The sequence below is a fragment of the Sorangium sp. So ce204 genome, assembly GCF_051526795.1.
Taxonomy (GTDB): domain Bacteria; phylum Myxococcota_A; class Polyangia; order Polyangiales; family Polyangiaceae; genus Sorangium; species Sorangium cellulosum_B.
Map to the genome: position 1 here is coordinate 4,928,792 of NZ_CP150317.1, position 22,677 is coordinate 4,951,468.

Genomic DNA, 22,677 nt, shown 5'->3' on the forward strand with positions numbered 1-22,677 from the left:
GGAATCATGCGCAATCTGGCGAGAAAGCAGGAGCCGAGGGCTCTGGTCACTCAGGAGTTCGGCACCGTGGCGCGCGCCGACGGCGCGGCGCTCGTCGTGGAGACCGACGCGGGCGAATTCAGGGCGAAGCGCGCCAAGGGGTGCCTCCTCGAGCCCGAGGCGGGCGACCTCGTGCTCATCGCCGTGGCGACCGACGGGCGTTGCTACGTGCTCTCCGTGCTGGAGCGGGAGGACGGCGCGCCCGGGAACATCGTCGCGGACGGCGACCTGAACATCAAGCTGCCTGCCGGTCGCCTCGGCGTCGCCGCGCAGGACGGCATCGGCCTGGTCTCGGCCAAGGAGGTGGCGGTGGTCTCGGCGGGCCTCTCGGTGAACGCCGTCGACGGGAACGTCGCGCTGCAACGCCTCTCGTTCGTTGGGACGCTCCTTCGCGCGGAGATCAGCAAGGCCAAGGTCCTCGCCGGGAGCCTCGACTCCGTGCTGGAGCGGCTCTCGCAGCGGGTGAAGCGCTCCTACCGCACCATCGAGGAGAGCGAGCAGCTCCGGGCCGAGCGGGTCGATTACGTCGCGAAGAAGACGATGAGCCTGCGCGGCGAGAACACGCTGGTGACCGCGCAGGAGCTCGTCAAGATCGACGGCGAGCAGATCCACCTGGGTTGAGGAGGCGTCATGTTCGCGAACACGCAGATGGGCGGGATGAACCTGGGGTTTCCGGACGTGTGCCTCACCCCACCGGTGCCTGTCCCGGTCCCTTATCCCAACATGTCCTTCGGCCCGGTGAGCGCGCCGGCCGCTTACAACGTGCTGTTCATGTGCGCGCCCGCGCATAACCTGCTGACGACGCAGCTCATCTCCGTCGGCGATCAGCCCGGCGTCGCCCTGGGGGTCGCGTCCGGCTCGGTCATGGGGCCGTCCCGCCACATCACCGCCGCGTTCACCTGCCTCGTCGGCGGCATGCCGGCCACCCGGCTGACCAGCATGAGCCTGCAGAACTCCACGAACTGCCCCGGAATGCGGATCGTGCCGAGTCAGGTCAAGGTGCTCATCCTGTCCCCCTGAGGGATCTCGGCCGCCTGTCGCGTAGACCTCCGGCGGGGGCTGGTCGACGAGCTCGTCGCTGTGCAGCACGTCGAGCGCGGCATGCTGCGCGGGGTCGCTGACCCGGCGTGGGCTCGCTGTGAACGTGCTCGGGACCTCCCCGGCGCAACGAGGACGCGACGGGGCCTCTGCTCTACGCAGCGTTCCTCTCGCTGCTCTTCGCCGTGCGCTCCGGGATGCGGCGGAAAAATAGGAGAAGCCGGCGCGTCGGCGCACGTCCAGCGCGCGCTCATGCTAACAACCGCGCCGGTCGTCCGAACGCAGACGAGCTGGCCATGGACGACCGAAGGCGGCCATCCTCACGGCCGCCTCGACGCGCGGGCCGGCGATGCATGGAGCTTTGAATGAGGTACAACCTGTTCGTTGGACTGCTTGCCTTGCCCCTCCTGGGTTGCGGATCGGATCCTGCCGACAACGAGGGCGCGACGACGACGGGCGCGACGACGACGAGCACGGGCTCCGGGGGGACGGGAGGCGCGGGCGGGGGATCGCCGGGCTGCGCACAGGCCGCGGCCCCGGACGTCACCGATGTCTCCGGCACGTGGGCGTACCGCGCCATCGGGTCGCAGCTCACCCAGGCGCAGGGTCTCCCGCCGTTCCAGACGCGCATCGTCAGCGTGATGCTGATCACGCAGCAGCAGAATGGAGACGCCATCTCCCTGCAGGGCACGTATTGCGACCATTATACCGAGGACCCGGACGCGATCGTGCACGCCGTCATCCCGGACAGCTTCCGCGAGGCGCTCGCGCCGGTGACCCGCGAGGGCACGTTTGCGGCGAGCGAAGGGGGGTTCCGCTACAAGCTCGGGCCCCTCCACGAGGTGATCGGCGCGGCGCTCGACGACCCGGCGCAGGACGAGCTGCCCACGGATCCGGCCGACGCTCGCGTCGTCGATCAGGACGAGGATGGACACCCGGGGATGACGGTTCAGCTCCAGGGGCTCATCGACGGGTCGGTCTACGTCGCCGAGCGGGCACGGACCGAGCTCGACGGCGTGGCGGTCGCGACCTATCGCATCGAGGGTCGACTCGGGTTCGCGTCGGAGCAGAGCGTGCTCGACACGGATCCTCCGAGCCTCAAGGCGACCATGGCCGCCTCGAGGACGTATCCCGACCCGGAGGAGTGCAACAGCACCTTCGTGATGGTCCGTACCCCTGACGACGCGGACTGCGCCTGGATCAAGGAGAGGGCCGACACGCTCTTCCAGTAACGCCGCTCCCGGCGGTCGCGGCGCCCCGTGTGACCGAGCGCCTCCGGGCCACCGATCGAGAGGACGCCGGCTTCGGTGCGCTGCTCACTCAGGCAGCCGCAGGACGAGGCCGGCGCCGGCCAGCCACCCGCCGCTGGAGAAGCCGGGATAACCTGGGTTGTTCGTCTGCAGCCCCTCCACGCCATCGAGCGGCTCGCCGCTCACGATGTCGACCAGGCTGTCGGGGACCTCGTCGATCACGGGGTTCCTGGCGGACGGGCTCTTCGACACCTCCCGTGGCACGAGCAGCTGGCCGTGCAGGAACGCTCCCACGCCGAAGTCGGCGCCGAAGAGCGACACCGGCGTCTCGAACGAGGCGCTGACCGCGAGGCGCGGGTTGTCGACGTAGTTGGTCCTGCCGGTCTGGTCGGGCACGGGAGACGGCGTGAAGGCGACGTCCGCGGAGAACCTGCGGCTCCCCACCATGATCGCGCCGCCGAGCCCCACGGAAACCGTGCTCGACCACGGGTCGGGCGGGGTCTCCGCGTGCCGATCGCGGTACTCTGACCACCGCGTCAGGAGCGCGTGCCCGCCGATCTCCCAGGCGGGCGGCGCGGGGCCCTTCGAGCGCGCGGCGCGCTCGCCCCCTCGGTCCTCGCGTGGCGGGCCCGTGACCGAGGCCCCGACGCCGACGCGGGTCGGCTGGTGCCCGAGCGTCAAGCGATAGGCCTGGGGGACCGAGGTCTCGCCCTCCGGATAGGTGGTGTTCCAGAAGCGGATCCTGTTCTCGCCGTCGGTGTCCGACGCCGAGGCGAGGTGGAGCGTGGCCGAGAGGCGCAGCCAGGGGGCCGGGCTGGTCGCGAAGGCGAAGTAAGGAGCGAAGACGCTCTCGACCTCCACGTCGGGGTTGATGAGGGCGGTCCGCTGGTCGCTCGCGTCGGGCACGTGGACGGCGGTCCGCGCGCTGGTGCCGATCGTGACGTCGACGCCCGCCCCCACGGATAGCCAGCGGGTGATTCGGCCAGCCATCGAAACGGCCAGGCTGGTGACCGACAAGCGATCTCCCAGCAGCTCGAACTCCAGCCGATTCGAGAAGTACTGCGCGCGCTCGTCGGCGAAGAAGGCCCGCTGCTCCTGGAAGCTCCTGAGCGGCAGCAGGGCGTAGAAGCCCAGGACGAGGCGGTCCTCGTAAAGCGGCCGCACGAACCCGAGGGTCGCGTACGTGTTGGTCTGCCGGTCGCGCGTGTCATCCCGCGGGCTCGGGAGCTTCGACCCCGGCATGGGCCGGTGGGTGAGCCGAGAGGTCGAGCCGTCCGGATTCCGGATCTGGCCATCGTACACCGACTCGGGCACGTCGACGCCCGGAGGGCGCGGAGCGAGGGTGATGTCGCCGTGCGTGACGAGCACGAAGAGGCCCGCCTGCGTCGTCGCTGCCGCATACGGCAGGAGCGCGGGGTTGAAGAACGCGGCTTCCGGTCCTCGCGCGAGCGCCCGTGCGTTCAGCCCGTTGGCGCTCGTAGGAGCGCCGGTGATCTCGAGCGCGCCCGACGCGCGGACGGCTCCGGCCTGGAGGAGCAAGGCGGACGCCAGCGCGAACGGCGTGGCGACGCAGAATTTGTGCGGCATAGGTGCTCGAGGCGCGGGAGTCTGCCGGAGGGTCGGCCGCGAGGTCAAGCCCTGGGCAGCGCAATTTTCCGCATCGTCACGGGCTCACCACGCCGACGTACGCGGAGAGAAGAGATGCAGGTGTCATCGAACCTGATCCTCGGAGCCCCTTTCGCCGGCCGGTACCGGAGCGAGCTTGATTGAAGCTGGCCAAATTGGGCCCGATTCGCAGATCTTGCCGCTGCGTCTCGGCCAGGCGCAGTGCAGCCCGCGAGCGTTGGCGCGCTCCGGGCTGCGCGGTCGAAACCTCACGCGGCGAGGTTTCAGCAGCGCAATCGCCCTTGATCCCATCCGATGGTGGCGGGGTGGACGTGCGCCCGCGCGCCGCCCCCTCTGGCCGCTCGCGCGGCTGTGCCTCGAGGCGCACGTGAGCGCGCTCTCGGCGCTACCTCAGGATCGGCTTGCAGTTCGTGAACTTGAACGACGTCATCATCGTGAACACCGCACTGCGGCTGCGGCGCTCCGCGTAGAAGAAGTCGAGCGGATATTCCTTGCCGACCTCGATGCCGAGCTCCTCGGCCTTCGCGTCGAGCTCGAGGAGCGCCGAGGTCGGGACGTGGAGCCCGCCCATGTCGATCGCGAGGCGCCTGTTGATGAACACCCAGAGATCGTCGTCACCGTTGAAGAAGAAGACGCCGCGGGGCTGATAGTTGAACGTCATGTGGAGCTCGTACGTGAAGCCGTAGTTGTGGATTTGCGCCTCGTTGCCCCACCCCTGATCGTCGATGGGGAAGAACTGGTCTCCCGAGAAGATCCCGAGGCCGCTTTCGCTCACCTGGAGAGGGACGTCGTACCGGATCGGAATGTTGACCGCGGGGTCGTCGTGATACCACTGATAGAACGCCTCGGGCCCGGTCGTGTGCGCCGTGCCGCCCTCATGGGCATAGACCGGCTTGTCGTCGGGGCCGAGCTCGGGCTCGACGATGCCTTTCAGGCCGTCGCCCGCGAAGTTCTCGAAGTCGGGGTGCCCGCCAGAGGGGAAGCCCTTGAAGTCGCGCAGCACCCCCGTGAGCTTCGGCTCGCAACGCTCGTCCCCGCCAGCGCCGGCGGTGCCTTGGGGAGAGCGGCCGCCAGCGCCGGGATCGAGGATACCGGGGTCATCACCGCCGGCGGTGGACGAGGACGAAGCGGGCGACGACGATGTCGTGGCGCCGAGGTCGCGACCGATGACGGCGATCTCGGTGGTGCACCCCGCGAGCGCCGTGCCCGTCGAGAGAAGGACGGCCAGGAATCGCGGGGTGTCCGCGCGGGTGGCCGCCGTGGGCTGGGCTAGCTTCATCGAGATCGTCTCCTGTCGCATGGATGCCTCCGAGCTTGCCGGTCCTGCAGGCAAACTCATGTGAACGCGCCGTTTCAAGGGGCGCTGATGACGAGGCGGCGCACCCGCTCGGCATAGGGGTTCGACGCATGCCTCGTGAGAAACACCTCCGCGCGCGCGTGCGCCTCCTCCGTGCGGCCGAGCCGCACCAGCGCGTCGATGGTGATGAACTCCCGCTCTGCAGTGAGCTGGCCTCTCGGAAATTCGCGCCTGTGCTCGTCCAGCGCCGCGAGGGAGGCCTCCGGCGACCGCGCGAGCAGCGCCCTGGCCTGCTCCAGGCGCGTCGCCTCCCGGAGCAGGTCGTCACTGTCGGACGCCGCGCTCCCGGGCGGCGCAGGAGGAGGCGCGGGCTCGCTCTGCCGGACGTTCTGGCCGACGTCGCGCGGCGGCTCCCGGTGAGGGGCGGACGCGGCCGGATGGGGCGCCTCGGCGGCCAGGGACGGTCGATCGGGCGCAGGGGCAGCCGGCGCCGCTTCCACGGAGCGCAGGGCGCCCCGCGCGCTCGAGAGGAGGCGCTCCGCCGACAGGTGCTCCAGCCGACGTGGCGGCTGAGTCAGCACGGCGGTGCGCTGGCCTCCCTGATCCGCGCCGTGGAGGGCGAGCCCGGCGGCCCCGAGCCCCGTCACGACGAGCAGGCCCTTCGCCCACATGGGCAGCGCGGCGCCGCCGTTCGGGGCCGCCGCGAGCGGTGCCACGCGGGCCGCTGTGCGCGCCGCCTCGACGGGCGCCATCGGCCGCGGGCGCACGGCCGAGCGCAGCAGCTCGCGCGCCCCGGCCGGGGCGCCTCCATCATCCTCGATCCACCGCTTCGGTTCGCTCATATGCCCCCTCGTCGCGCGCGCTCGGCCTCGGTCCTCTTCAGCAGCGCCGCGAACTCTTTCCGCGCCGCGTGAAGGCGCGAGTAGACCGTGCCCACGGGGATGCCGATCAGATCGGCGATCTCGCTGCACGGCATCTCCTCGATCTCGAACATCACGAAGACGGCGCGCCTATCGAGGTCCATCGCCTGGAGGATGCGCTCGAGCCGCTCTCTCGCCTGCTTCCCGGAGGCGATCTCCTCGGGGCCCGAGGCGGGATCCGCGACGTCGTGGACGTCCTCGCCGACGAGCGAGCGCTGCGCGCGCCGGCGGTGCGAGGCGGCGACGCGCCGGCAAATGGCGAAGAGCCATGTCGTGACCGGACAGGCCCAGTCGAAGGTGGGGAGACGCCGCTGGACCACCACGAAGACGTCCTGGAACGCGTCCTCGAGGTCCGGCGGATGAATACCGAACCGTTGCAGCGTGGCCCACACGAAGCCGGCATGCTCGGCGTGCACGGCGGCGAAGCCACGGGGCGGCTTGGGCCCGGCGCGGACCTCTGCGTCCAGACATTGCTCCACGCTCGTCTGAATGCTGACGTCCGACGGGTCCTTCATCAAAACGCGATCCCGGCCCCACCGAAGAGCGCGCCGGCGATCACCGGCTGCTCGAAGGCTGGCCGCGGGTACCCCTGGAGCTGGAAACGGTATCGCGTAAGCGGAAAGTCAAGGTCGATCCCAGTCTCGAGGCGGAGCGGACCGACCACGCGCACGGCGAGGCGCGTGCCCACACCGGGGCTGACCCAGAGCCGGGCTCCAGGGTCGACGGGGAGCACCGACGGGTGTTCGTGGATGACAGCGTGGACGGCGCCCCCAAGCAGCTGGACACACGCGCCCAGCGAGAGCCGCCCGGTCCGGAGCGCCTCCGCACACACGCCGAGCCAGCCCACGGTGAGGCCGAACGCGACGGCCGGCGCGGCCGCGCGCTGCTCCGGGAGCCACAGCATTCCCGAGGTGATGGTCCAGTGGGGCGCGACGGACCATTCGGCCGACCATGCGACGCCGGGCCCGACCACCGGGAGGATGCCCGTGGCGGCGAGCCCGCGCAGCGTGACCGAGAGCCCAGGGCGTGGCGCATGCTCCGCCTCTGGGAGCGGCGGGGGCGCGCCGCGCGAGGAGTCCACCTGCGTCGCGGGCTCTGCCGGGGCGCGTCGCGGCGGCTCCGGCCGCGGGGCGCCTGGCGGCGGGGCTTCCGGTGGCCCCGGCGGGGGCGAGCCGTCGGCCCGGGGAGGCGCGGCGGGTGCGGCGAGGTCGGCCGTGGGATCGATGGCGAGGGCGATCACCAGCGTTGCTGCGCTGGTGATCGCCTCGCAGGTCGCCGCGCTGCTCTCGAGCTTGCGCACCGTGGGCGGCGTCCCGTCGCACCCGACGGTCCGGATCTGGGCCGACCATGCCCCGGGGTTTCCCTTCACCACGGCCTCGATCGAGGCGCCGCCGCCCATCGTGGCGAGCTCCCGCCCGCGCCGCCGCGCGATCTCGGCGCGGATCTGTCGCGCCGACGGGCACCGCTCCTCGGCCCCCTCCAGGCGGACCCACGACACGTCCGCGGCCCCGCGCGCACTCGGCGCGCGCCGCGGCAGGCGCGAGCACGGCGCACGCGCAGAGCAGCGACACAGCCCCGCGCGCGCTCGCCCCAGGAACGGCTCGCTCGCGACGTTCGCTCGACAGAACCTAGACCTCGAGGCGCTTTCCGGGGTTCATGAGGTTCAGGGGATCGAGCGCCCGCTTGATGGATCTCATGATCGCGAGCTCCTCGGCCGAGCGAGGATAGGGGAGATAGTCTCTCTTGAGTAGGCCCATTCCGTGTTCGGCGGAGATGCTCCCGTGGTGTCTCTTGACGAGCGAAAAGCTGGCATGACCACGCCTCGTGGGTGCGCCGCAGGAGCTCGATCCCATCGAGGTGATCGGGCTGCATGACGTTGATGTGGAGTTGATGTGACGGCTGCCGTCGCCGATGTGGCCGCGAGACCTCGGCCGTTGAGCGCGGGAAGGCGACCGCGGACAGCCTCGGCTTGACGGCCTTGGTCCAGCCGCGGCCGAACGGGGCGAGGTCGGACGGGTCAAGGCGGGCGCTCGGTCGACGCCCTCGGCGCGCAAACCATGACGCGAGAGGCCCTGTGCGATGGAGCGCACGATCGTCCTTGAGGAACGCTGTACGGGTCGCAGCGAGCGCCTTCTTCGAAGGACACCGGGTCGGTCCAGGCCGCTTCCCAGGGGGTGGAGTGCAGCGTCGGCTCGACCCGGACTGGCCCCGCGGCCGACATCTCGCGCGGCGCGCGCCGGGCGCGCGGGCTCTGCCTCCTCCGCGTGCGTCGTCTCCGAGCTTGCCTCGTGCGTTCCCGCCGTGGAGCTCGAGGAGCTCCGCGCGCTCCGGCGTGAGGAGATCGAGATCGCCAGCGCGACAGGAGGCTGTTTTCGAAAAAGAAGGGCCGCACACGATTGGGTGAAGGACGGCCCGCCACCGCAGCATCCAGTAGGCAGGAGCGGGATGCGAACGGTCCCCTCCAGTAATAAAAATCTCAGGAGAGTAAAAAGATGCGCTTGTTCAGCAAGAGGGTCCTCCCGTTGACGCTCCTCGGTACCGCGGCCGTGCTCGGGGGCTGCGTTGGGGAAGCTTCCCTCGAAGGCGATGACGAGCTGGAGACCCAGGCGGAGGCGGCCGGTCCCGAGTCGGCGGACTCGATCGACCCCGACGCGGCGGAGGCGGTTGGAACCGCACAGCAAGCGGAGGAAGCGTTTTATGCTTATAGCACATGGTGGTGCATCAATCGTGCCGAGTACGTCGGCAAGGTCACGATCTGGTGGGGCCATACGTCAGCGGATGCCACATGGGCCTGCAACGAGTGGATCGACACCTGCCGTAATCGCGGGGGCTGCGGGTCTTTCAGGCTGTTTTCTTAAGCCACCCGGATGCCCTCGGGACCGCGCCCCTGCCGCGTATAGATATTCGTCCGCTGAGTGGGAGAACTGACTACGTCGGCGGTTTCGGGATCTGGTGGGGCATCCGACCGCTGTCCGCTGTGACCTGTCCGGTACACTCCACGGGGCCTCAGCTCCAGTGCGCGGTCAACTCGAGGTGATCGTCGTTGTCGCCGCCGCCGGAGATGATGCGCTGGCGGACGTGGTCGGCGCCGCCGATCACGAGGAGCTGCTCGCAGGAGCCGATGACCTCGGTCCACATGTTCTCGTCGAAGCCTTCGCAGCCGATCCAGAGCGCGCGGGTGAAGCCGCGGCGGGATTCGAGGACACGGACGTGGCCGGCGGAATAGTAGTTGGAGAAGACGCGCTGGCTGAGGGAGAAGAGGGTGGAAGGGGAGATGAGCCCGGCGATGACCTTGTAGATGCCGCTCATGTCGTCGTGCGTGCACTGGCGGCCAATCTGGTGGATGAGCTCTTTGCCTTCTCCGCTGGTGCGCCGGATGGCCTGGAACAGGTCCTTGTACCAGGCGATCGGGTACCAGCCGGTGGAGACGAGGCTGCCGTAGCGGATGCCGTCGCGCAGCGGTTCACACATCTCATCCAGGCTGAGCTTCTGGGCAGGCTCGCCGCGCAGCTTGCCAAAGCTCGCCACCACGGAGCGAAACGCCACCCCCTTGACCTTCGGTTCGTCGGTCATCCCATCGCGCGAGCGCGCTCGGCAGTGAGGGTACATCAACCCGCGGGGGTAGGCCACATGGTTGCCCTCCGCACCGGTATTGAAGCGTGCAATCGCCTCCTACATGGCGCCGCCCGAACCGCGCGAGTTCGTCGAGCTCCCCAGCGCAGGGCCGGTGGCCCTGCCTCTGACGGCGTGAGCAGGTCGTCCTGCCCGCGGCGGCCTCAGGGGCCCTCGGCGTCGAAGATCGCGTCGACGTACCGCAGCGTCGTCTCGCGCCGGCGGCGCGCGCGCTCGGCCGAGTCCTCCTCCACGAGCACCTCGTCGGGCTTCACGCGGAAGAGCGGCTGGCCCTTCTGCACGATCGTCCCCTCGCCGCCGTCGATGAGCACCTCCTCGACGGTGCCGGAGCACGGCGCGAGCACCTTGTTGAACATCTTCATGACCTCGATCACGTAGAGCGGGTCACCGGCGGCGAAATGGCTGCCCTTCGTCACGAGCGGAGGCCGATCCGGCGCCTCCTGCGCGTAGAACATGCCGCCGGTGACCGCGACGATCTCGTTGGCCCGCATGGCGGGCGGCGGCGCGAGCACCTTGCGCATGCGGGCCGAGAGCTCGCGATCGAGCAGGCGCTCGGGGATGGCGACCGTGCCGTCCTCCCGCGCGCGGAGCTCGAAGAAGCGCGCGGCGTCCCCCGCGAGGACCAGCGCGTCGAGCAGCTCCAGGCCCGCCTGGAAGCCGAGGTGCGCGCCGCGGACCCGCCGCCAGAGCTCGGCGTCGTCGCCGTGAGGCGCGGTGTCCCGGGACAGGTGCGCTCGCAGCTCGGGCCACGGAGGCGCGCCGCCCGCCTGGCCCATCCGCTCGCCGACGCGCCGGTAGAAGCCGAGCGCCCGCGAGAGCACCTCCTGGTCGTGATCCCAGATCACGTGGGCCGCGGGCGCCTGCGGCTGAGGCGTCATGTTGAGCAGCCAGTACGTGTCCGCGAGCACCTCGATCGGGTTCTTGAGCCAGCGCACCCGCCCCGACCGGATCTCGAACGACCCCATGTTCCGGCTGAGCCACGCCGACAGGAGGTGCGGCTCCGCGCAGATCTTCTCCACGGGACGGCGCACCAGCGTGTCCTTCAGCGCGAAGACCTTCTTCAACGCTCCTCCGCCGGTCGCCTCCGCGGCCCCGGCCCGCGCCGCGAGGCGGCGCTCGTGACGGGCGCCGAGCTCGGCCCACATCGCGTCGAAATCGAGCCCCCCGAGCTCCACCGCGAGCAGGCCGACCTGCGTGAGGTACGGGACAACGAAGCCCGTCGTCGGCTTCGCCCACACGCTCCGCGCGAGGAACCAGTGCACGAGCCCGTAATGAAACAGGAGGTTCGTGTGGAGATCGCTGCCGCGCAGCGTGGTCGTGCGCAGGATCTCGCAGATCCGCTGGTAGGCCTCCTCGCGCGAGGCGCCGTAGGTCACGAGGAGCGCGATGTTGCTGTCGTAGGCGCCGGCGACCCGGTAATGCATGAACACCCCCGTGTCGGGGTTCTTCACGCAGATGCCCTGATCGTCGCGGATCTCGTGCGGGTGCGGATCGCTCCAGGACACGATGATGCCGGCCGCGTGGGGCTCCAGCGCGCCGTTCGTGGCGTTGAGGCGCGCCTCCACCGCGGACCCTTCCCGCCGGACGCGGATCGGCCGGGGCAGCCGCTCCCCGTGGCGCGCGAGGAGGACCATGCACTCGACGAGCGAGGTCACCTCGAACGCGTCGGCCGGATCGGCCGGGTTCTCGAAGCGGAGGGCATAACAGAGCTCCGACACCCGGTGCTCGACCTGGATACGGGTGTTGACCTCCATGAAGTAGTGGTGATCCCCCTCGACGATGCACTCGAACGTCGAGGCCGAGTTCAGCCCGACCGCCTGCCCGAACCGCTCCGCCTCGGCCTCCATCCGGGCGAGCGACGCGCGCTCGCGCTCGAGCGACGCCGCGCGCGGCGCCTCGCCGTCCGCGCGCGCCCGCTCGATCGCCTCGAGCAGCCCCTCCTGCGTCATCGCCACCTCGAGCAGCTTCTGCTCGTGCATCTGCAGCGAGCAGTCGCGCCCGCCCAGCGCGACGCACCACGCGCCGTTGCCGACGAGCTGGATCTCGTTGTGCCGCGTCTCCTCGACGTTGAGCTCGAGCAGGATGTTCTTGTTGTCGCCGACGCCCGCGGCCTTCACCTCCGCGAGGATCTCCCGCGCCAGCGCGGGGACCTCGGCCGCGCGCGCCCGCGCCGCGGCCTCGAGGGGCGCCGCGTCGGGCGCGACGCCGGCGAGGAGCCGCTGCCCCTTGCCGCCGCCGCCGCCGATGGCCTTGAGCCGGATCCGCCGCCCCGGGTGGCGAGCGAGCAGCTCGGCCGCGCCCCGCTCGAGCTCCTCGCAGAGCTCGTCGGTCGTGTAGAGATCCACGCGCCGCGCGTACGCCGCCGCGAGCAGGGCGTCCGCCGCATCGGCGAGCGGGATCCCGTCGGCGAGCCGCGCGCCCGCGGCGCCCGGGCCGAGCAGCCCGCGGTCCGCCGCGGCCGCGCGCAGCGCCGCGTGATCGGGCCACTTGCGGAGCACGATCCGCCGGGTCGCGTCGTCGATGCCGGGCGTCACGCTGACCGCGGCCGCGAGCGCCGTCCGCTTCGCCTCGTCCTTGAGCCCGGCGGCGCGCTGCACCGACGAGCGCGGGCCGATGAAGACGAGCCCCGCCTCCTCGAGCGTGCGCACGAACTCCTCGTCTTCGGCCATGAAGCCGTAGCCCGCGAACACGTGCGTGTAGCCGCCGGCCCGGGCGATCGCGACGATCTCCTGCATCAGCTTGACGCGCTCGTCCTTGGTGGCGCCGGTATAGTCCTTCACGCGGTGCACGTGCGCCGGGTGGATGCAGCGCAGCTCCGGCGCCAGGGCGTGCGTGTAGACGATCGAGTCCTTCTCCGACAGGAGGATGCCGTAATGCTCGATCCCCATCTGGGCGAAGACATCCATCGCCTCTTTCCGGATCGGGCCCCGGCAGACGATCAGCGGCCGCACGTCGTCGGCCGCGAACGAGCGCGCCCACGCCGAGCTCGAGCGGCCGAGCCTGCGGTCGCGCACCACCCTCGGGTTGCGGTCGTAACCTCGCCTGGTCTCGAATCCATCCATGATCAATGGAACTCCCGCTGAACACCGGTGAACGGCCCTGGCTGGTAGTGCCGCAGCAGGAACTCGAGGTTCTCTGCGATCACCGAGCGGAGCTCGCGCGGCATCACGAGCCGCGAGATGGAGCCCAGGCTGAGCCCCTCGCGCGGGTTCATGAGCTCCCGCTCGTACCGCGCGCCGAACTCGGCCTCTCTCGCCTTCAGCCACGCCGCCGCCTCGTCGCGGGCCTCCGCCTTCGCCTTGGCCTCGTCGAGGCCGCGGGCGAGCCGCTCCTTGACGCCGGCCTTCTCCCTGGCGCTCGCCTGCGCGCGCACCTTGCGGAGCTCGTCCTTGTAGACGAATTCCTTGCCGGCGGGGCCCATCACCGCGACGCGGGTCGTGGGGAGCGCGAGCACGACGTCCGCGCCGGTCGCGTAGTTGTTGAACGAGGCATAGGCGCCGCCGAACGCGTTGCGCACGAGCAGCAGGATGCGCGGGGTGCGCACGTCGATGATCGCGTCGAGCATGGCCCGGCCGGCCTGCACGATGCCCATCGCCTCTTGCTCCCTGCCCGGGAGGAACCCTGTGGTGTCCTCCATGAAGAGGAGCGGGATGTTGTAGAGGTTGCAGAAGCGAATGAATCGAGCGTTCTTGTAAGCGGCCGCCACGTCGATCTGGCCCGACGCGACAGCGCTGTTGTTCGCCACGAAGCCGACGACGCGCCCGCCGACCCGCCCGAACGCGGTGATCGTGTTGCGCGCGCGCTGCGGCTGCACCTCGAAGTAGTCGCCGTGATCGCAGATGCGCTGGATGATGATGTTGATGTCGAGCGGCGTGTTGTAGCCCGTCGGCGACGAGATCGTCCTGCGGAGGAGCGTGTCGATCTCGGTCGTCTCCCGGCCCACCGGATCGCTCGTCCGCTGGAAAGGCGCGCTCTCGCGGTTGTTGCTCGGCAGGTAACCGAGCAGCCGGACGGTGGTGCGCAGCGCGCCCACCTCGTCTGGCACCGTGAGATCGGCCACCCCCGAGGCGCCGTGGACGCGCGGGCCGCCGAGGTCGTCGGGCGAGACCACCTCGCCGAGGACCGATTTGACGACCGCCGCCCCGGTCAGGCCGAAGAACGTGCCGCCCGGCTGGATGACGAAGCTGCCCTGCCGGGGCAGGTAGGAGCCGCCGCCCGCGTTGAACCCGAACATGCACATGATGCTCGGGACCACGCCGCTGATCTTGCGCAGCGCCGCGAACGCCTCGGCGTAGCCGTCGAGCCCGCCGACGCCCGCGGGGACGTAGGCGCCGGCGCTGTCGTTGAGGCCGATGAGCGGGATGCCCCGCTCTCCCGCGAGCTGGAACAGCCGCGCGAGCTTGCGGCCGTTCGTCGCGTCCATCGACCCGGCGCGGATCGTGAAATCGTGGCCGTACAGCGCCACGTCGCGGCTGCCGACGCGCAGGATCGCGGTGACCAGCGAGGCGCCGTCCAGGTTGGGCCCCCAGTTCTCGAAGACGACGCGCGGCGGCTCGGGCGTGAGCACCCGGATGCGCTCCCAGATCGTCATCCGGCCTTTGCTGTGCTGCCGGATGATGTTCTCCGGGCCCGCGGCGACATAGGGGCGCCTGCGCAGCTCCTCGGCCTCCCGGAGCGCCGCGTCGTACGCCGAGGCAGGCGCGGCCGGCGCCCCGGATCCCTCGTCGAGCGGATCGTCGAGCGAGGGGACGAGGGCGGAGGGCTTCACGGCGACATCGTTGTGATCAAGAGGGCTCATGGACGGGCGAGGCGCTCTATATCATGGCAGGATCCGGGGACGCACCTCGCGCGCCCGGGCCGAGCGTCGTGCCGCGCCCCGGCGCCGGCGTGTGGGGCGCGGCACGGGGCTCCCCGCGGCGATGCCGGGTCGCCGCGGCCACCTCGACCGGCTCGCGCGGCGCTCTCCCGCCTGGACGCGGCGAGTCATGCGTGGCTGAGCCCGGCGCTCGTCAGGGGGAATCCGCGCGCGAGACGGCAGGATCGCCGAACACATAGCGGCGCTGCTTGGCCGCCGCGAGGAGGTCGGCGCGGTGATCGGGGTGGGCGATCTCGATGAGCGCCAGCGCGCGCTGCCGGATGTTCCGGCCCCAGAGATCCGCGACGCCGTGCTCCGTCACCACGTAGTGCACGTCCCCGCGGCTCGTCACGATGCCGGCGCCCTGCTCGAACGCGGGCTGGATCCGGCTGATCGTGCCGTCCTTCGCGGTGGACCGGAGCGCGATGATCGGCTTGCCGCCCGCGCTCCGCGCCGCGCCCCGGATGAAGTCGACCTGCCCCCCGATCCCGGAGAAGAAGCGGCCCATCAGCGTGTCGGCGGCGACCTGGCCCGTCAGATCGACGGCGAGGGCCGCGTTGATCGCGATCATCCTGTCGTTCCTCGCGATCGTCAGCGGATCGTTGGTGAAGGCGGACCCGCGCATCTCGATGACGGGGTTTTCGTGGGCCCAGGCGTAGAGGGCGCGGCTGCCGAGGAGGAACGAGGTCACGAGCTTCCCCGGCAGGAGGGTCTTCCTGCGGTTCGTGATGACGCCGCGCTGGACGAGATCCATCACGCCATCGGAGAGCATCTCGGTGTGCACGCCGAGGTCGCTCCTGCCTCCCAGGGCGGCGAGCACGGCGTTCGGGATCTTGCCGATGCCGGTCTGGAGCGTCGCGCCGTCGGGCACGAGCGTCGCCACGTTGCGGCCGATGGCGCGGTCGACGTCGTCGAGCGGCTCGATCGCGCGCTCGGGGAGCTCGCGGTCCACCGGGACGAGGTGGGTTATCCGATCCACGTGCAAGAACGAGTCTCCGTGGGTGCGGGGCATCCGCGGGTTGACCTCGGCGAGGACCAGATCCGCCGAGTCGACGGCGGCGCGGACGATATCGACGGAGACGCCGAGGCTGACGAAGCCGTGGGCGTCCGGGGGGCTCACCTGGATGAGGGCCACATCGATGCCCACCCGGCCCGAGAGGATCAGGCTCGGGATCTCGGAGAGGAAGACCGGCATGAAGTCGGCGCGCCCCTCGTGGATCGCCTCGCGGACGTTCTGGCCGATGAAGAACGCCGTGTGGCGGAACCGCCGCTCGAGGCCGGGGCGGACATACGGCGCGGGGCCCTCGGTCATCAGGTGGACGATCTCGTTGCCGGCGAGGTGGTCGCCGGACTGAACCATCGCGTTCACGAGATCGGTCGGCTCCGCGGCGCCCGAGCCGACGAGGATGCGCCGCCCCGGGGGGATCGCGCGGATGGCCTCCTCGGCCGTCTTGATCTTGTCGCCGAAGCGCGATCGCCAGTCCGTGATCGTCTGCTGCATCGTGTGCCTTCTTCCGGTGTTCTCGGGGGATGAACGGAGCGCGTTCGCCGTCGGGGCGGGCGATGGCCGGCCGCGCCGTCATGCGGGTCGAGCCTCGGGTCAGGAGATCTCTTTCTCGGTGAGCAGCGCGGCCAGCACGGCGAGCGCGTCGGTCGTCGTGAAGACGCCGACGACCTGCGCGCCGTCCAGCACCACCGCCGATCCATACTTGTGCTCGGCCATCTCGCGGACCACCTCGGAGAGCGGCGCGCTCGGCGCGACGGCGTAGGGGCACGGCGACATGGCCTCGCTGACGACGAGCTCATCCCCCTCTTGCTCCTTGAGCGTCTCTATCCAGTAGATGTCCCGCTCGGAGAGGATGCCGACCAGCCGGCCGCCGCTCAGCACCGGCAAATGCCGGATGCGATGTCCGCGCATGAGCGCGCGGGCGAGGCCGACCTTCTGATCCGCGCCGATCGAGTGGGGGCTCCGGGTCATGCAGTCCTGGATGCGAATGGTCGAAGAGCTCATAAGGCCTCCCCTGGCGCTGGACGTCCGCGATGATCGATTCGAGCTGATCGGACCGGCGCCCTTCGATCGAGCTCGGTTTGCCACGATGGGCCACGAGGCGGGTTTGCAAGATGCGGACCGCCTGGATCGGCGTTCGCGCTACGACACGCAGCGGGCGTGCGGCGCGTACGCTTCATCGGCGAGCCATCTCCTCAGGCCCGCTTGCGCGCCGACGGGATCAGGTACCCGCAGCACCGCCCGAACCACCGCAGCACGTCGAGCGACGACAGGATGCCGACGACCTTGCCGTCGTCCGAGACGACCGGCAGCCGGTGCACGCCCTCGTAGGCCATGAGCGACGCGGCCTGCCGGATGCTGGCGCTCTCGTGCAGCTGCACCACGACGGGCGTCATCACGTCGCGCGCGGTGACCCTGACGGGCTCGTAGACATGAAAGCCCTGGCTCATGTCGAGCGGCGCGACCTCGCCCGACCGCGAGGCCACCCGCCGCGACTCCTCGGTGTCGCCGCGCTCCTCTGCTGCACGGAGCACGTCGGCCCGCGACACCATGCCGACCGGCTTGCCCGCCGCGTCCACGACCGGCATCCCGCTGATCTCGTGGCGGACGAGCAGGGCCGTGATGTCGTCGAGGGAGACCTCCGATCGGATGCAGATGACGTCCTTGGTCATGATGTCGGCGAGCGGCGCCTCCGGGTTCACGGCCACGTCGACGCCCGCGCTGCGCAGCGGATCCGCGTCCTCCGTGCCCGGCGCCGCGTGGCTGGCATGGCAGACGACCGACGTCGTGCGCGAGCTCTTGTCGAAGTGCAGCGCATGGAAGCGACGGCACGACTCGCACTCTCGCGCCGTCATCGAGCGCTCCCGCAACGGACAGTAGACGGTCGCCACGACCGATTCCTCGCCGTCGTCTCCAACGATGTGCGCGCTGCGGATCGTGTGGTGCCGGAGCTGGTGCTCTCCGCCGGTAGGTCCAAGGGTTGTCATCGTCGTCTCCCGTTCGCCTCTGCGTCCTTCGCTCGAGGTGCGCCGTGGGATGAGCACCGTTCGTGCCACGCACGCGAGATCCCCGGCGGGCGGCGGCGGCCCTGGTACGCCGCGGTCACGCCTGCGCCTCCGCGCGCCGTTTGCGCCGCGGCGCAAACGGCCGCGGGCTGCCTCGCGAGGCGCCCGCCCCCAGCGCTCGCGGCGAGAGGAGCTCGCTCTCGGCTCGCGCGGAGCGTCCAGGTCGCGGGAAGAGCCCCGCTCGCGCGAGGGAGCCAGCGCGGGCGAACCCTTCCTCTCCGGCCCCCGGAACGCCTGGCATGCGGCGTGCTGAGTGTTGAGCAGACGGGCAAACGGGCAGATAGGCAGATGGGTTGAGCGAGGCGACCGCAGGTCGGGGCCTCGCATGGAGGCTGAGGAGGCTGTCATGTCGAGCGCAAACGCAACGAATCGGTTCATCGTCGTCGTCGGGATCGACTTCTCGGAGCCGAGCAATCGCGCGCTTGATCAGGCGCTCGAGTCCGCTTGCTGTCGCGAGAACGCCGAGGTGCACGCCGTCTACGTCGAGCCCGAGAGCTGGGTCGACATCGGGCTCTCGCGGGCGCCCATGGTGGCCACCAAGCCCGACGTGGCGCTCCAGCAGCTCCAGCAGCGCGCGAGCGAGCGCGTGAGCGCCATGGGCGACAAGCTCGACGGGGGGCGGCTGAAGCGCGTCGTCGTCCACTTCCGCCGCGGCGATGCGGCCGAGAACATCGCCCAGCTCGCCGCCGACCTGGACGCCGACCTCGTGGTCGTCGGCTCGCACGGCTACCGCGGGCTCGAACGGCTGCTCCTCGGCTCGGTCGCCGAGCGCGTCTCCCGGCTCGCGCGCTGCCCGGTGTGGATCGTCCGGCCGAAGGATCACGCGACCGCCGGCCGGGTCCCCGAGATCGAGCCGCCCTGCCCGGAGTGCGTGAAGCACCGGCAAGAGACGGGCGGCGCAGCGCTCTGGTGCGCGCGCCACGCGGAGCACCACGTCCGGCCGCACCGCTACTCGTATGCGACCAACGGGGTCTACGCGGCGTCGAGCGCGGCCTACCAGTCGACGCCCGAAGCGACGTGATCGCGAGGCGAGCTCGACGGGACCGCGCGCCTGTCAGGCACACGAGCGCTCGATACGCGCCCTGAGGACGCGAGGCGAGCGCGTGACGAACGAGGCTCCCATCCTCGTGCGTCGTGTTCTGTCCGCGCGCTCTCCTCGAGCGGCTCGGCGCCTCGGCGCCGAGCCGCTCGAGGAGAGCGCGATCCCGCCGCGTTGACGTTCCACCGCGCGCGGGGGATACACAGCGCCATGAAGCGGTCGTGCATCGCCCTGGCGGCTTTCGCGCTGTCCCTCTCCGCTCCCGCGATCGCGCAGCCGGTGAAGGTGTTCGTCCTCGCGGGTCAGTCGAACATGGTCGGCTACGGCGTGGGCCGCCAGCTCCCGGTCGAGCTCCAGAGCCAGCCGGACGTCTGGTACGACCACTACAACCCCGACGCGCGCGAGGGAGGGCCGTACGCCGCGGCGACGAGCGCCGACTGGGGGCCGCTCGAGCCGAAGGGCGAAGCCCGCCGCTACGGGCCCGAGATCACGTTCGGCCGCGCGATCGTCGCTGCGTACCCGGGGCACCGGATCGCGATCGTGAAGATGGCGCAGGGGGGCACCAACCTCGTCGAACACTGGGGGCGCGGCCTCGCGCCGGATCCCGAGGTGCTCTACAAATCGCAGCTCTACCACGCGCTCCTCGGCGAGCTGGACTCCGCGACGTACGAGGGCGACCGCGCCCTCCGTTATCCCGACGAGGTGACGCGGCTCGACGGCGCCCTGGCGAGGCTCGAGTCGGAGGGGCACCCGTACGAGATCGCCGCGCTCGTCTGGATGCAGGGCGAGAACGAGGCGGGGTGGTCGGCCGCGTTCTCCTACGGCAACACGCTGCGCGGCTTCATCGCGGCGATCCGCGCGGACCTCGGCGTCCCCGGGCTCCCGGTCGTGCTCGGCAGGGTCAGCGACAACCTCTACCCCGCGAACGGCGGGCCCATCGCCCCCGGAAAGGCGGCGAACATCGACGCCGTGCGCGCGGCGCAGGTGACCGTGGCCGAGGAGGACCCGCGGGTCGCATGGGTCGACACGGACGACTTCACCGTGCGATCGCCCGACGACACGTATCACTTCGACTCCGCCGCGTACCAGCTCCTCGGCGAGCGCTTCGCCGAGGCGTACCTCGCGCTGGTCCGCGAGGAGGGTTCGTCGACCGCGTCGTCGGCGAGCAGCGCCGGGAGCGCGGCTGCAGGGGGAGGGGGCGCCGCGGGAGGCGGCGCCGCGGGAGTCGGCGCCGCCGGGGGTGGCGCCACGGCCGTATCGAGCGGGAGCGCGGCGGCGGCGGGCGGCGCCGGGAGCGCAGGCGAGGGGGGAAGGGGCGCCACGGCCGTATCGAGCGGGAGCGCGGCGGCGGCGGGCGGCGCCGGGAGCGCAGGCGAGGGGGGAAGGGGCGCCACGGCCGTATCGAGCGGGAGCGCGGCGGCGACGGGCAGCGCCGAGGCCGCGGCCAGCTCGGGTGGGGTCGCGCCCGGCCGCGCCGGCGGCTGCGGCTGCCGGACCGCCGCCGGCCAGGGCCCCGGGGCAACGGCAGCGCTCGCGCTCGTCGCGCTCGCGGGCCTGCGCCGCCGCCGCTCGCGCGGGCAGGGCTGAGCGCCGAGCGGCGCCTCGTGGAGAGCTGGTGGAGCGGGGAAGGAGGCGCGCGCGCCGGCTGCGCCAGGAGTGGTGAGCAGCCGCGCCGCGCTTCGTGGGAGAGGCCTCGTCGTCGCCTCATGGCGACGCGGAGGTTCATCGCTTCAGGGGAGCCGCAGGGGGCCGTCGTCAGGTCGTACGGACCCGCCTGCGAGCCCCCCCGTCGCCGAGTCACAGCGCCGGGTAGCAGCCCTCCGTCGTGCACTCATAGCCGTCGCGGCAGTCGGCCGACGTCGCGCAATCGCTGTTGCAGTAGCCGTCCACGGTGCAGATCCCGCCGCCGGCGCAGGGGGTCGTGTCGTCACAGACGCCCCAGCAGTAGCCGCCAGGCCAGCCGGACTCGTCGGGAGAGCAGTAGCCGCCGGCGCAGTCGCCGTCGGTGGTGCAGGGGGCGCCGTCGGCGCCCTCGCCGGGCGGCGGCGCGCAGGTGCCCACGTCCACCCTGCAGGTGGAGCCCGGCTCCGTGCAATCAGCGTCGCTGGTGCATTCCGGAAAGCAGAGGCCATTCCGGCACGAATAGCTGCTTCGGCAGTCTCCGGACGTGGCGCACTCGGCGATGCAGAAACGGAAGCCGCTGGCGTTCTCGATGCAGGCACCGCCGTTGCAGTCGCTGTCCGTGTTGCAGACGCCCGAGCAGGCGCCGCCCGGCCAGCCGGTCGCGGCCTCGGTGATGCAGAAGTCGCCAGTGCACTCGCTGTCGAGCGCGCAAGCGCTGCCGTCCGGGCTCGTCTCGATCGGGGGGTAGCAGCCGCCCGACTCCGTGTCGCACGTGCCCACCTCCGGGCAGTGCGCGTCGCTGGTGCAGTTCGGCCAGCAGGTGGAGTCAACGTCGCACATGTAGCCGTCGCGGCAGTTGGCCGCTGTCTCACACTCGGCGACGCAGAGGTTGAGGGATGCGTTGATGCGGATGCAGACGCCGCCGCCGGCACAGTCGCTGTCCGTCACGCACTCGGCGGTACAGTGCCCGGAAGGGAACCCAAACTCCGTCTCACCGAGGCAGAACCCGCTGGCGCACTCGGCGTCGGTGGCGCAGGCAGCGCCGTCGGCGCGTGGCTCGCCGCCGCCCCCGGTGGTGACGGAGGTCGTCGAGGTGGTGGCCGCGGTCGTGGTGACCGAGGTCGTGGAGGAGACGCTGCCGCCGCCGTCGCCGCCAGCGCCTGTGGTGACCGAGGTCGTGGAGGAGACGCTGCCGCCGCCGTCGCCGCCAGCGCCTGTGGTGGCCACGGCCGAGGTCGAGGAGACGCTGCCGCCGCCGTCGCCGCCAGCGCCTGTGGTGGCCACGGCCGAGGTCGAGGAGACGCTGCCGCCGCCGTCGCCGCCAGCGCCGGTGGTGGCCGCGGCCGAGGTCGAGGAGGCGCTGCCGCCGCCGTCGCCGCCAGCGCCGGTGGTGGCCGCGGCCGAGGTCGAGGAGGCGCTGCTCGAGGAGGCCGAGCTCGAGGTGGTGCTGCCGCCCGCACCGCCGCCGCCCGTGTCGCCGCCGCCGGTGCCGCCCGCACCGCCGCCGCCCGTGTCGCTACCGCCGGTGCCGCCGCCGGTACCGCCCGCACCGCCGCCGCCCGTGTCGCTACCGCCGGTGCCGCCGCCGGTGCCGCCGGTGCCGCCGGTGCCGCCGCCGCCGGTATCGCTGCCGCCGTTTCCTGTCGTGCTGCTGGCCGAGGTGGCGCCTTCGCCGCCGGTGCCGCCGCCCGCACCCCCGCCGCCCCCAGTCCCGATGACCGTCGCGTCGTCGTCGCCGCACGCCGTCGTCGTCATCAGTCCAAGAACGAAGAGACACACCAAAGATCGCATCTTCATCCGCTGCTCTCCAGCCGGTAGGGGTCCAGTGACGCGGCGCCGGCCGCCGGAGGCGACGAGCCGCAGCGCGATACGCGCGAACGCATCTTCTGTCGAAACGGCGCGGATGCCAACGCCTCTTTACTCCTTCACGGCGCTTTCGGGCGGAGGGCGCCCGCGCTGTCTGCCTCCTACCTCGTCCACGCTCCTCCTCGCCCCGGGCCAACGACGAACGAAGCAGCTTTTCGACGGCCGAGCGCGCGATTGTCGCGTCCGCTCCACGTTCGTGGAGCGCGTTTTGGAGGTCGCGACGCTCTCTTCTCCACTCGTTCTCACCCGTTCCACCCGTCCGGCGAGCCGTCCTTGCCGACCTGCGCGTTTCTCTTCTCCTCAGCACCTTCCCGAGCCGGAGCGCACCTCCCGATGTCCGTGAGGTTTCGGGCGTCCGCTCCTCAGCTCGTTGGCAAGCCGGACCGCATCGAGCGCACCTCCTGAGTTCCGTGAAGCTT

The 22,677-nt window shown here is 71.3% G+C and carries 19 protein-coding genes; 6 read left to right on the top strand and 13 right to left on the bottom strand.

Features of this window, described 5'->3' with window-relative positions:
* The first annotated feature begins 6 nt into the window (after nucleotides 1-6).
* The 3 genes from WMF22_RS18145 to WMF22_RS18155 all read left to right on the top strand — a co-directional run bounded on the left by WMF22_RS18145 (nucleotide 7) and on the right by WMF22_RS18155 (nucleotide 2,309).
* A complete protein-coding gene (locus WMF22_RS18145; RefSeq protein WP_438036521.1) occupies nucleotides 7-660 on the top strand; it encodes a DUF3540 domain-containing protein in 654 nt (217 codons plus the stop codon).
* Nucleotides 661-669: 9 nt separating this feature from the next.
* Nucleotides 670-1,059, top strand: coding sequence for a DUF4150 domain-containing protein (locus WMF22_RS18150; protein WP_438036522.1), 390 nt, complete (start codon nucleotides 670-672; stop codon nucleotides 1,057-1,059).
* 383 nt (nucleotides 1,060-1,442) lie between these two features.
* The gene (locus tag WMF22_RS18155) at nucleotides 1,443-2,309 is read left to right on the top strand and encodes a hypothetical protein (RefSeq protein ID WP_438036523.1); all 867 of its coding nucleotides are present in this window, start codon (nucleotides 1,443-1,445) and stop codon (nucleotides 2,307-2,309) included.
* Nucleotides 2,310-2,393: 84 nt separating this feature from the next.
* Here the strand turns inward: WMF22_RS18155 and WMF22_RS18160 are convergent, their stop codons facing one another.
* The 6 genes from WMF22_RS18160 to WMF22_RS18185 form a co-directional block, all read right to left on the bottom strand.
* Nucleotides 2,394-3,914: a hypothetical protein gene (locus tag WMF22_RS18160; protein WP_438036524.1), complete on the bottom strand. Its 1,521-nt coding sequence runs from the start codon at nucleotides 3,912-3,914 to the stop codon at nucleotides 2,394-2,396.
* Between the two features lie 424 nt (nucleotides 3,915-4,338).
* Nucleotides 4,339-5,232 carry a fibro-slime domain-containing protein gene (locus tag WMF22_RS18165; protein ID WP_438036525.1) on the bottom strand — a complete coding sequence of 298 codons (894 nt, stop codon included), beginning with the start codon at nucleotides 5,230-5,232 and terminating at the stop codon, nucleotides 4,339-4,341.
* 74 nt (nucleotides 5,233-5,306) lie between these two features.
* Nucleotides 5,307-6,092, bottom strand: a complete 786-nt coding sequence (locus WMF22_RS18170; protein ID WP_438036526.1) for a hypothetical protein — start codon at nucleotides 6,090-6,092, stop codon at nucleotides 5,307-5,309.
* On the bottom strand, nucleotides 6,089-6,685 hold the full coding sequence (locus WMF22_RS18175; protein WP_438036527.1) for an RNA polymerase sigma factor: 597 nt from the start codon (nucleotides 6,683-6,685) through the stop codon (nucleotides 6,089-6,091). The genes WMF22_RS18170 and WMF22_RS18175 overlap by 4 nt, the downstream gene beginning before the upstream one ends.
* Nucleotides 6,685-7,668 (bottom strand): hypothetical protein, encoded by a 984-nt coding sequence (locus WMF22_RS18180; protein WP_438036528.1) that lies wholly within the window; start codon nucleotides 7,666-7,668, stop codon nucleotides 6,685-6,687. Before WMF22_RS18180 ends, WMF22_RS18175 begins: the two co-directional genes overlap by 1 nt.
* Nucleotides 7,669-7,798: 130 nt before the next feature.
* Nucleotides 7,799-8,260, bottom strand: coding sequence for an FAD-linked oxidase C-terminal domain-containing protein (locus WMF22_RS18185; RefSeq protein WP_438036529.1), 462 nt, complete (start codon nucleotides 8,258-8,260; stop codon nucleotides 7,799-7,801).
* Nucleotides 8,261-8,662: 402 nt separating this feature from the next.
* On the opposite strand from WMF22_RS18185, the gene WMF22_RS18190 reads away from it, so the two are divergent.
* A complete protein-coding gene (locus WMF22_RS18190; RefSeq protein WP_438036530.1) occupies nucleotides 8,663-9,028 on the top strand; it encodes a hypothetical protein in 366 nt (121 codons plus the stop codon).
* Nucleotides 9,029-9,176: 148 nt separating this feature from the next.
* Here WMF22_RS18190 and WMF22_RS18195 read toward each other — a convergent pair whose 3' ends face one another.
* The 6 genes from WMF22_RS18195 to WMF22_RS18220 form a co-directional block, all read right to left on the bottom strand.
* A complete protein-coding gene (locus WMF22_RS18195; RefSeq protein ID WP_437300315.1) occupies nucleotides 9,177-9,743 on the bottom strand; it encodes a hypothetical protein in 567 nt (188 codons plus the stop codon).
* Nucleotides 9,744-9,946: 203 nt separating this feature from the next.
* The gene (locus WMF22_RS18200) at nucleotides 9,947-12,865 is read right to left on the bottom strand and encodes a biotin carboxylase N-terminal domain-containing protein (protein ID WP_438036531.1); all 2,919 of its coding nucleotides are present in this window, start codon (nucleotides 12,863-12,865) and stop codon (nucleotides 9,947-9,949) included.
* Nucleotides 12,866-12,867: 2 nt separating this feature from the next.
* Complete coding sequence (locus WMF22_RS18205) at nucleotides 12,868-14,601, bottom strand: acyl-CoA carboxylase subunit beta (RefSeq protein WP_438036532.1); 1,734 nt, start codon at nucleotides 14,599-14,601, stop codon at nucleotides 12,868-12,870.
* A gap of 211 nt (nucleotides 14,602-14,812) precedes the next feature.
* Complete coding sequence (locus WMF22_RS18210; protein ID WP_437300318.1) at nucleotides 14,813-16,159, bottom strand: acetyl-CoA hydrolase/transferase family protein; 1,347 nt, start codon at nucleotides 16,157-16,159, stop codon at nucleotides 14,813-14,815.
* A gap of 99 nt (nucleotides 16,160-16,258) precedes the next feature.
* The gene (locus tag WMF22_RS18215) at nucleotides 16,259-16,669 is read right to left on the bottom strand and encodes a CBS domain-containing protein (RefSeq protein ID WP_437916566.1); all 411 of its coding nucleotides are present in this window, start codon (nucleotides 16,667-16,669) and stop codon (nucleotides 16,259-16,261) included.
* Nucleotides 16,670-16,860: 191 nt separating this feature from the next.
* Nucleotides 16,861-17,652: a CBS domain-containing protein gene (locus WMF22_RS18220; RefSeq protein ID WP_437300320.1), complete on the bottom strand. Its 792-nt coding sequence runs from the start codon at nucleotides 17,650-17,652 to the stop codon at nucleotides 16,861-16,863.
* A 424-nt stretch (nucleotides 17,653-18,076) separates the two neighbouring features.
* Between WMF22_RS18220 and WMF22_RS18225 the strand changes: the two genes are divergently transcribed.
* A complete protein-coding gene (locus tag WMF22_RS18225) occupies nucleotides 18,077-18,751 on the top strand; it encodes a universal stress protein (protein ID WP_438036533.1) in 675 nt (224 codons plus the stop codon).
* 228 nt (nucleotides 18,752-18,979) lie between these two features.
* Nucleotides 18,980-20,356, top strand: a complete 1,377-nt coding sequence (locus WMF22_RS18230; RefSeq protein ID WP_438036534.1) for a sialate O-acetylesterase — start codon at nucleotides 18,980-18,982, stop codon at nucleotides 20,354-20,356.
* A 210-nt stretch (nucleotides 20,357-20,566) separates the two neighbouring features.
* Here the strand turns inward: WMF22_RS18230 and WMF22_RS18235 are convergent, their stop codons facing one another.
* Nucleotides 20,567-22,183: a hypothetical protein gene (locus tag WMF22_RS18235; RefSeq protein ID WP_438036535.1), complete on the bottom strand. Its 1,617-nt coding sequence runs from the start codon at nucleotides 22,181-22,183 to the stop codon at nucleotides 20,567-20,569.
* Nucleotides 22,184-22,677: the final 494 nt, after the last annotated feature.